General features: G+C 66.6%; 7 protein-coding genes and 1 tRNA gene. 5 read left to right on the top strand and 3 right to left on the bottom strand.

Annotated features, from left to right (window positions below; all coding sequences use genetic code 11):
* Window positions 1-116: 116 nt before the first annotated feature.
* Genes NFW30_RS02705 through NFW30_RS02690 form a run of 4 tightly spaced genes read left to right on the top strand, consistent with a single transcriptional unit; the run spans window position 117 to window position 4043 of the window.
* Window positions 117-566 (top strand): hypothetical protein, encoded by a 450-nt coding sequence (locus NFW30_RS02705; RefSeq protein ID WP_295349884.1) that lies wholly within the window; start codon window positions 117-119, stop codon window positions 564-566.
* Window positions 553-984 carry a putative toxin-antitoxin system toxin component, PIN family gene (locus tag NFW30_RS02700; protein WP_295349882.1) on the top strand — a complete coding sequence of 144 codons (432 nt, stop codon included), beginning with the start codon at window positions 553-555 and terminating at the stop codon, window positions 982-984. Before NFW30_RS02705 ends, NFW30_RS02700 begins: the two co-directional genes overlap by 14 nt.
* Window positions 981-1214, top strand: coding sequence for a toxin-antitoxin system HicB family antitoxin (locus NFW30_RS02695; RefSeq protein WP_295349881.1), 234 nt, complete (start codon window positions 981-983; stop codon window positions 1212-1214). The genes NFW30_RS02700 and NFW30_RS02695 overlap by 4 nt, the downstream gene beginning before the upstream one ends.
* A 30-nt stretch (window positions 1215-1244) precedes the next feature.
* Window positions 1245-4043, top strand: coding sequence for a phospholipase D-like domain-containing anti-phage protein (locus NFW30_RS02690; protein WP_295349879.1), 2799 nt, complete (start codon window positions 1245-1247; stop codon window positions 4041-4043).
* 51 nt (window positions 4044-4094) lie between these two features.
* Here NFW30_RS02690 and NFW30_RS02685 read toward each other — a convergent pair.
* Window positions 4095-4166: transfer RNA gene (locus NFW30_RS02685), tRNA-Arg, on the bottom strand.
* Window positions 4167-4444: 278 nt separating this feature from the next.
* On the opposite strand from NFW30_RS02685, the gene NFW30_RS02680 reads away from it, so the two are divergent.
* Window positions 4445-6376 (top strand): ATP-binding cassette domain-containing protein, encoded by a 1932-nt coding sequence (locus tag NFW30_RS02680; RefSeq protein WP_295349877.1) that lies wholly within the window; start codon window positions 4445-4447, stop codon window positions 6374-6376.
* A gap of 56 nt (window positions 6377-6432) precedes the next feature.
* Here the strand turns inward: NFW30_RS02680 and NFW30_RS02675 are convergent, their stop codons facing one another.
* Both NFW30_RS02675 and NFW30_RS02670 read right to left on the bottom strand, forming a co-directional pair.
* Window positions 6433-7689 (bottom strand): benzoate/H(+) symporter BenE family transporter, encoded by a 1257-nt coding sequence (locus tag NFW30_RS02675; RefSeq protein ID WP_295349875.1) that lies wholly within the window; start codon window positions 7687-7689, stop codon window positions 6433-6435.
* 44 nt (window positions 7690-7733) lie between these two features.
* A complete protein-coding gene (locus NFW30_RS02670) occupies window positions 7734-8618 on the bottom strand; it encodes a patatin-like phospholipase family protein (protein ID WP_295349873.1) in 885 nt (294 codons plus the stop codon).
* Between the last annotated feature and the right edge of the window lie 115 nt (window positions 8619-8733).

Here is an 8733-nt window from a genome sequence, read left to right as displayed (position 1 = left end):
TCACCCCGGAATAGCTCGGGACGGAGAGGCTTGAATAGGGCGGGACGTAACAGCTCGTCGAACGCTATTACCTGCGCGCGCTGGACATCGAGAGCCGGGGAGAGCGCCGTAAGGGCATGTACGAAGAGCTGGCTCGTGGCTTCGGTGTCACCGACATCCGCCCCCTGCTGAAAAGCGACAAGGCCAACGGCACCCGCCTGTTCACGCCCACCGGTCTGGCGGCGAGTCTGCTCGCACCCATCCATGGCGCTGGGTCCAGTCCTGCGGCCCTGCCGGCACGCCGTGGCCGCGCGGGCACCGGCGCGCCCCACCCGCTTGCCGTTTCACCGCTGCGGCACCTGATGTTCGCCATCCGCGAAACCGCTGCCGCCGACAACAGTCCGGAGCCTGGCCGGCAATACCTGCGCGATTCCTTTGGCCAGGGCTACTGGGGCAAACGTGAAGGCTTCATCGCGCTGCTCGAATGGCTTGCCGCACTGGCCCACGCCGATGGAATGAGCGAATGGACCGCCGACTCCGAAGCCGCCCGCATCCTCGCGGGACGCCTGCGTAATGACCATGCCTGAATCACCGCCGCGCATTGTCCTCGACACCAATGTACTCTACGCGGGCCTCTATTCGGCTAGCGGGAAATCGTACCAATTGCTCAAGGCGATCGCCGAAGGCAGGGTGCGTATCGCGCTGTCGACGCCTTTGCTGTTCGAGTACGAAGACGTGCTCAAGCGCAATCAGGCTGTGTTGAGTCTGAGCGATGCGCAGGTGGAAGTCGTGCTTGACAATCTGTGCGCCTTGGCGGACTTTCAGGCCGTTCATTTCCTGTGGCGGCCCTGCCTCCCCGATGCCAATGACGATATGGTTCTGGAACTGGCGGTCGCTGCACAAGTGCGGCGTATCGTGACCTTCAATGCCAAGGATTTTCGTCCGGCGATCCGGTTTGGCATCGAAGTGGTGACCCCGAAGATCATGCTCGAGGATCTGCAATGACTACCTTGAATCTGACCCTGCCCAATTCCATTCAACGCCACCTCCAGGAAATGGCCGACCTGGAAGGCGTACCCATTGATCAGTTCATCGCCAGCGCGGTGGCTGAAAAGATCTCTGCGCTCACTGCCGAGACGTATCTTCAAACACGCGCCGATCGAGCCGATCCGGCTGCGTTTCAAGCGATTCTGGATCAAGTTCCCCAGCGCGCGCCACTGACCGGCGACGAATGATCGGAAGAGCTATTCAGCCCTGCGTTTGCGATGCTCACGCGCCATTCCAGCCGCCGCAGCCGGCTAGACCAGACGGTCCTGAACCAGCATCTGGACGGGGCCGTGGCCTACGACCGCATTGCCGGCTACTTCCGCTCCAGCCTGTTCGAAGTGGCCGGGGAAGCCATCACAAGAGTTGCCGGGCCGGTACGCATCGTCTGCAACGCCGATCTCGATCCGCAGGACGTTGTTACCGCTGCGGCGGCACAGGCCGCGCTGCGCCGAAGCTGGTGTTCCGGCAAGCCGGAGGAAGCGCCACCCGCCGCACTGCCGCGTTACCGTGCCCTCTACGCAGCGCTGACCAGCAAGACGATCGAAGTGCGGGTGCTGCCCGATTCGGCGTTCGGCCTGATCCACGGCAAAGCCGGGGTCGTGCGACGCGCCGACGGCTCGGCGACGGCTTTCCTGGGCAGCGTCAACGAAAGTGCGTCCGCCTGGAAGCTCAACTACGAGTTGCTCTGGGAAGACGATGACCCGGAAACGATTGGCTGGGTACAGGAGGAGTTCGATGCGCTGTGGAACGATGCCCGCGCCGTTGATCTTCTCGCCTGTTGCCCGTTCATCGCGCAGGACGTGCAGCGCATCATGGCAAGGAAGGTCATCGAACCCGCGGACATCAAGGCTATCGCCGACCCCACCGATGCCGCAGCCGCTGCTGCGGTGGAAACACCGGTCTATCGCCGCGAACAGGGTCTCTGGCCGCACCAGAAGTATTTCGCCCACCTGGCTCTGGAACGGCACCGGCTGGGGGGCGCGCGTCTGGTTCTGGCCGATCAGGTCGGTTTGGGGAAAACCGTTCAGCTCGCCATGGCCGCGCTCCTGATGGCGCTCGACGACCCCGACGGCGGCCCGATCCTGGTGCTTGCCCCCAAGCCGCTTCTTCAGCAGTGGCAGGATGAGTTGATGGAACTGCTCCTGCTGCCTTCTGCGCGCTGGAATGGCCGCGCCTGGGTTGACGAGAACGATCTGGAGTACCCGTCCGAGGGAGTGAAGTCGCTCGGCAAGTGTCCGCGCCGAATCGGTCTGGTTTCCCAGGGCCTGGTGGTGCGCGGTCTGCCGGAAGCGACCAATCAACTGCTCAGCCGGCGCTACACGTGTGTCATCGTCGATGAAGCCCACCGCGCTCGCCGCCGCAAGCTGCCGAAGGTAGACGCCGGCACCGACGAAATCGATGAACGTGCAGACCCGAACAAGTTGATGGCGTTTCTGCGGCAGATCGGGTTGAAGACGAAAAGCATGCTGCTGGCGACCGCGACCCCGGTGCAACTGCACCCGGTCGAGGCATGGGATCTTCTGCATGTTCTTTCCCACGGCAACGAGGGTGTGCTCGGCGGCTGGACGCATACCAGCCCCTGGTTTCGACCGAGTCGTTGCCTTGCAATCGCCATCGGCGATGCCGCAGTGCCAACGCGCGACGTGCGTGACGGCTGGCAATACGTTCGCGACCCGCTGCCGTCGCGGTTCGAAGACCCCGCATTCGACCGCATTCGCCGGAGCCTTGATGCCAGCGACACGCGCTGGCAGTTCAACCCCGAGAGCCTCGAAAAGCTGTCGCTCGCGATCCGCCGCGTCCAGCTTCAGAATCGGCTGCTCCCGCACTACGGCGAGAATTTCAACCCATTGTTGCGCTGCATCGTGCGCCGAACCCGTGCCTACCTCGAAGCGACGATCAATCCGGCCACGGGGGCCCATCTCCTGCCCCAGGTCACCGTAAAGCTGTTTGGTGAGGAAGACCAGGGCGCGCTCGTTCTCGGCGGCTACCTGCGCGAAGCGTATCAGGAGGCGGAAGCGTTTTCGTTGCTCCTCCAGCAACGGGTCAAAGGGGCGGGGTTTTTCAAGACGCTGCTGTTGCGACGCCTGGGCAGTTCGATGGAAGCGGGGCGCCGGACCGTGAGCAGGCTCCTCGGCGAAGAAACCGACACCCCCGATGACGAGGATGAGGACGATGCCGACGAGGAAGCGCCTGCTCAGGTTGGCCGACCGCCACAGGGCAGCAGTGATTTCAAGCACTTCACCGAGGCGGAAATGACATCGCTACGTCGCTGCCTCGACCTGCTGAAGCAAGGTGGCAGTAACGATCCCAAGTTGGAGGCGCTGATCGGCTATCTTCGCGGTACCCATCCGGGTGTCACGCGTCGCTGGCTCGATCTCGGTTGCATCCTGTTCTCACAGTATTACGATACGGTGCGCTGGATCGGCGACGAACTGGCGAGACGCGCAGAGTTTTCCGGGATGGAAATCGGGCTTTGCGCGGGGAGCAACCGATCCGGCTTCTGGCGCGAGGGCAGGTTCCAGCGCTGCGGTCGGGAAGCACTCAAGGCCCGAGTTCGGTCAGGAGAACTCAAGCTGCTGCTGGGAACGGATGCGGCCTCCGAGGGCTTGAATCTGCAGCGGCTGGGCACGCTGATCAATATCGATCTACCGTGGAATCCGACGCGCCTGGAGCAACGGAAGGGCCGTATCCAGCGCATTGGCCAGGCCCGTAGCGAAATCTGGATCGCCAATCTGCGCTACCGCGACTCTGTGGAAGATCGCGTGCACCGTGTACTGGCCGACCGGCTGGAATCCATTCATCAACTCTTCGGCCAGATTCCTGACACCTTGGAAGATGTCTGGGTCAAGATTGCGCTGGATGAGGAACAGGAAGCCCGGCAGCTCATCGATCGGGCCGCGGCCACCCGCAATCCGTTTGATGTGAAGTACAGCAAGGTTGAGGATGCCGATTGGGAAAGCTGCGCTTTGGTTCTTGACCCACAGGCGGTGAAGGAGCAGCTTTCTCGGGGTTGGTGATTCAACGTGCGACCATTGGCTTTCTGCGGACTTCGGCGGACGCCCGGAAAGTCCCCTCGACAGGAATCGAACCTGTATCCCACGCTTAGGAGGCGTGTGCACTGTCCATTGTGCTACGAGGAGGAGGGCGCGTATTGTAGCGGCTGGCCCGGATTTCCGCCAAGCCGCACGTCACCGCTCACCGCACTTTGCCGCCACGCCCCACCCCGGTCGGCATGGCCCGTGGGCAGGGCGCGTGGCGACGGCACCTCGTCCGTGGCCGCTGCATGCACGAAAGCGTGCCCCTAGGGTCTTTGGCTGCCCGCTCGCGGTAGAATGCCGGGCTGTCGGCGGCAGACGGGCGCGACCGTCGTCCCGGCAGCACTCTCCTGCTTCCTTCTCCGGCGCAACGATTCCAGCCCATGCCGTACATCATCCTCACCGACGCCTCACTCGCCTTTGGCCACGTGCCGCTGCTCGACCATGCCGACTTCCAGCTCGACGCGGGCGAAAGGGTGGCGTTGATCGGCCGCAACGGCACCGGCAAGTCGTCGCTGCTCGCGGCACTCGCCGGTTGCGGCGGACTCGACGAGGGGAAGGTGTGGCTGCAGCCGGGGTTGCGCATTGGCTACGTGCCCCAGGAACCGCCGTTTGCCGCCGGGCAGACGGTCTTCGAGGCGGTGGTCGCGGGCATGGGCGAGGTCTCTCGCTTGCTCGCCGAGTACCACACCGTATCGCATGCGCTCGGCGAGGCAGGCGCCGACCAGCACGGGCTGCTGGAGCGGATGCACGCGCTGCAGACGGAACTCGAGGCGCGCCAGGCCTGGTCGTTCGAGGCGCAGGCCGAACGGGTCATCCAGCGCTTCTCGCTCGATGCCGAGCGCCTCGTCGGTACGCTCTCCGGCGGCCAGAAAAAGCGCCTGGCGCTGGCGCAGGCACTCGCCGTGTCGCCCGACCTGCTGTTGCTCGACGAGCCGACGAATCACCTAGACGTCGCGGCCATAGAATGGCTGGAGGAGATGCTGCTGCACGCGCCGATGACGCTGGTGTTGATCACCCATGACCGCCGTTTCCTCGAGCGGGTCGCGACACGCATCGTCGAACTCGACCGCGGCAGCCTGCTTTCCTGCCCCGGCAGCTTCGCCGAGTACGAGGCGCGCAAGGAGGCGATGCTGCACGACGAGGCGCTGGCGAATGCGCGTTTCGACAAGTTCCTGGCGCAGGAGGAAGTGTGGATCCGGCAGGGAATCAAGGCGCGGCGGACCCGCAACGAAGGGCGGGTCCTGCGGCTCGAGCGCCTGCGACGGGAGCGGCAGGCGCGCCGCGAACGGCAAGGGAAGGTCGAGCTGACGCTCGATGCCGGCGACCGCAGCGGCAAGCTGGTGGCGGCGCTCGAAGGGGTCGGCAAGAGCTTTGCCGAGAAGTGCGTCGTGCGGGATTTCTCGTGTCGCGTGCAGCGCGGCGACAGGATTGGCATCATCGGCCCGAATGGCGCCGGCAAGACGACCCTGCTGCGGCTGCTCCTCGGCGAGTTGGCGCCGGACGCGGGCCGGGTGACCCTCGGCACGAAGGTGCAGGTGGCGTACTTCGACCAGTTCCGCAGCCAGCTGGATGAGCAGGCGACGCTGGTCGACGTCATCTCGCCCGGGTCGGACTTCGTCGAGATCGGCAACCAGAAGAAGCACGTCATCAGCTACCTCGGCGATTTTCTCTTTGCGCCGCAGCGGGCGCGTTCGCAGGTCAGCTCGCTGTCCGGTGGCGAGCGCAACCGCCTGCTGCTCGCGCGACTGTTCGCGCGACCGGCGAACGTCCTCGTCCTCGACGAGCCGACCAACGACCTCGACATCGAGACGCTCGAGCTGCTCGAGGAGTTGTTGCAGGATTACCCGGGCACGCTGTTCCTCGTCAGCCACGATCGAGCGTTCCTCGACAATGTCGTGACGCAGACGATCGCCGCCGAAGGCGACGGGATCTGGCGCGAGTACGCGGGCGGCTACCAGGATTGGGCCGATCACCAGGCAGCCCGGCAGCGCGATGAAGTGCCGGCGGTGGGCGGACCGCGGTCGCGCGACACCCTGGCGCCGGCGGCCCGCGCCGGCGACGGATCCCGGAAGGCGGCGACAAGGAGCGCGGCGAGTGGCCGGTTGACCTGGAAGGAAGCGCAGGAGCTCGCCGCCTTGCCCAACCGCATCGCGGATCTCGAGGCGGAACAGAAGCGGATCGGCGAGCGTCTCGCCGACCCCGCGCTGTACCAGTCGCCGCCCCAGGAGGCGCAGAGCCTGGCGGCACGGCTGCATGCGATCGACGAGGAGTTGCTGGCGCTGCTCGAGCGCTGGGAAGCACTCGAGGGCTGACGGCGCGAACGACGGTCGTGCTGGCGCCGGCTCGCCGGGCGCTGCCGGGTCGCCGCTCAGCCGGTCTTCCCGTCCTGCCCGCCGGACGGCGACGGGGCGTCGCCGGTGACGGTCGGTTCGCCCGTCCGCAGGCACAGCCGGCGCAGGTGTGCTGGCGTGACGCGCAGCACGAAGAGCGCTGCCAGCCCGGCGAGGAGTCCCCAGAAGGCGGAGCCGATGCTGGCCAGCGAGACCCCGGAGGCGGTGACGAGAAAGGTCAGCAACGCCGGCTCGCGCTCGCTTTCCTGGACGAGCGCGCTGGCCAGCCCGCTGCCGATCGTGCCGAGCAGCGCGAAGCCGGCGATGGCGAGGACGAGCTCCCGCGGCATGGCGAGAAAGAGCGTACCGACGGTCGCGCCAAAGACGCCAATGATGACGTAGATGGCGCCGGCGGCGATGGCGGCGACGTAGCGCCGGCCGGGATCCTCGTGCGCCTCGCGGCCCATGCAGATGGCGGCCGTGATCGCGGCGAGATTGAGCGCGAAGCCGCCGAAGGGGGCGAGCAGCAGGTTGGCGGCGCCGGTCCAGCCGATCAGCGGCGAGATCGGCACGCGATAGCCGGAGGCACGGATGACCGCGACGCCAGGCACGTTCTGCGACGCCATGGTGACGACGAACAGCGGCAGGGCGACGCCGACCAGCGCCGTCCACGAAAAGCGCGGCGCGATGAACACCGGCGCCGCCAGTTCGATCGCCAGACCGTCGAGGCGCAACTGGTCCTGCGCGCCGGCAATGCCGATGCCGAGCAGCAGGGTGACGACGATCGCGTAGCGCGGCAGCGACCGGCGGCACACGAGATAGGCGCAGAACATCGGGAAGACCAGCGCGAACTGGCTCGCCATCGCGCCGAAGGCGTCGAGTCCGAAACGCAGGAGGACGCCGGCGAGCATGCCGGAAGCGATCGAGAGCGGCATGCGGGCGACCATTCTTTCGAACCAGCCGGAGAAGCCGCAGACGGTGATCAGCACCGCGGAGACGAGAAAGGCGCCGGTCGCCTCGGGCAGCGAAACGCCGGCGGCGCCGGTGATCAGCATCGCCGCACCGGGAGTGGACCAGGCGGTCAGCACCGGCACGCGGAAGCGCAGCGAGAGGCCGATGCTGCTCAGTCCCATGCCCAGACCGAGCGCCAGCATCCACGAAGCGATTTCCGCCGGGCTCGCCTGCAGCGTGCGTGCCGCCTGAAAGACGATCACCGCCGAGCTGGTGAAGCCGACCAGGACCGCGACGAAGCCGGCGGTGAGAGCCGCCAGGGAGCAGTCCTGCAGCAGGCGCACCGACCCTTGCCTCTGCTGTCCGGTGGCACGGCAGTCGCTGCGGCTCACTGCCGGACGGGCCTGCGCAGGGCCTCACGAATCTTCGGCAACGCGGCCTGGGCCGCCCTCTCTCCCTCGAGGATCGAGTCGTGACGGGCCTGGAAATCGGTCGATCCGATGTTGCCGACCTGCGGCTGGATCACCACGTCGGCATCGCGAAGTTCGTGGCGCGCGAGGCTCTGTCCCATGATCGTGAAGGTCTGCAGCAGGATCTCGAAGGTGCTGCGAACCGGCTGAGCTGCCGGCCGCGCCGAGATATCGACGGCGATCACGACATCGGCGCCCATCTGCCGTGCCGCACGCACCGGGACCAGGCTCGACAGACCGCCGTCGACGTACTCGCGGCCCGCCACCTTCACCGGCTGGAAGACACCGGGTACCGCCGCCGAGGCGCGCACCGCCATGCCTGTGTTGCCGGTGCGGAAGACGATGCTCTCGCCGCTGTGCAGGTCGGTCGCGACCGCTCCGAACGGCCGCTTGAGGGCTTCCAGCGGGCGCTGCCCGACGGCATCGTTGACGAACTGCTGCAGCGCCTCGCCCTTGAGCACGCCGCGCGCCGGCAGCGACCAGTCGCTGATCCGGCTCTCGTCGAGCCGGTGGGCCAGCTTCTGCAGCTCGAACCCGTTGTGGCCGGCAGCATGCAGCGCGCCGACGACCGCGCCGGCACTGCTGCCGACGATGATGTCGGGAACGATACCCTGGCTCTCGAGAACCTTGATCACGCCGACATGGGCAAAACCGCGGGCTGCGCCGCCGCCAAGCACCAGGGCGAGCTTCGCGGGTCGTGCTGGCGTCGCTGCCGCTGGCGCCGTTGGCGGTGGCGGTGGGGTGCCGGCGCAGCCGAGCAGAGCTAGCGCAGCAATACAGGCAAGCAGCAGCGGGTGGGGCATGGTCTCTTCGTCCTGAATTCGCCGGGGTGGAGCGTCGCCGCGATCGCGGCGACGGTCGAGGCCAGCAGGCCCGACCCCGCCGTCGGTCATCCGGCTCTCTGCGGGCCAACCGGTG

This window comes from Accumulibacter sp., assembly GCF_023806635.1.
In the GTDB taxonomy this organism is placed as follows: Bacteria; Pseudomonadota; Gammaproteobacteria; order Burkholderiales; family Rhodocyclaceae; genus Accumulibacter.
This window is presented reverse-complemented; position numbering and strand designations above follow the sequence as displayed.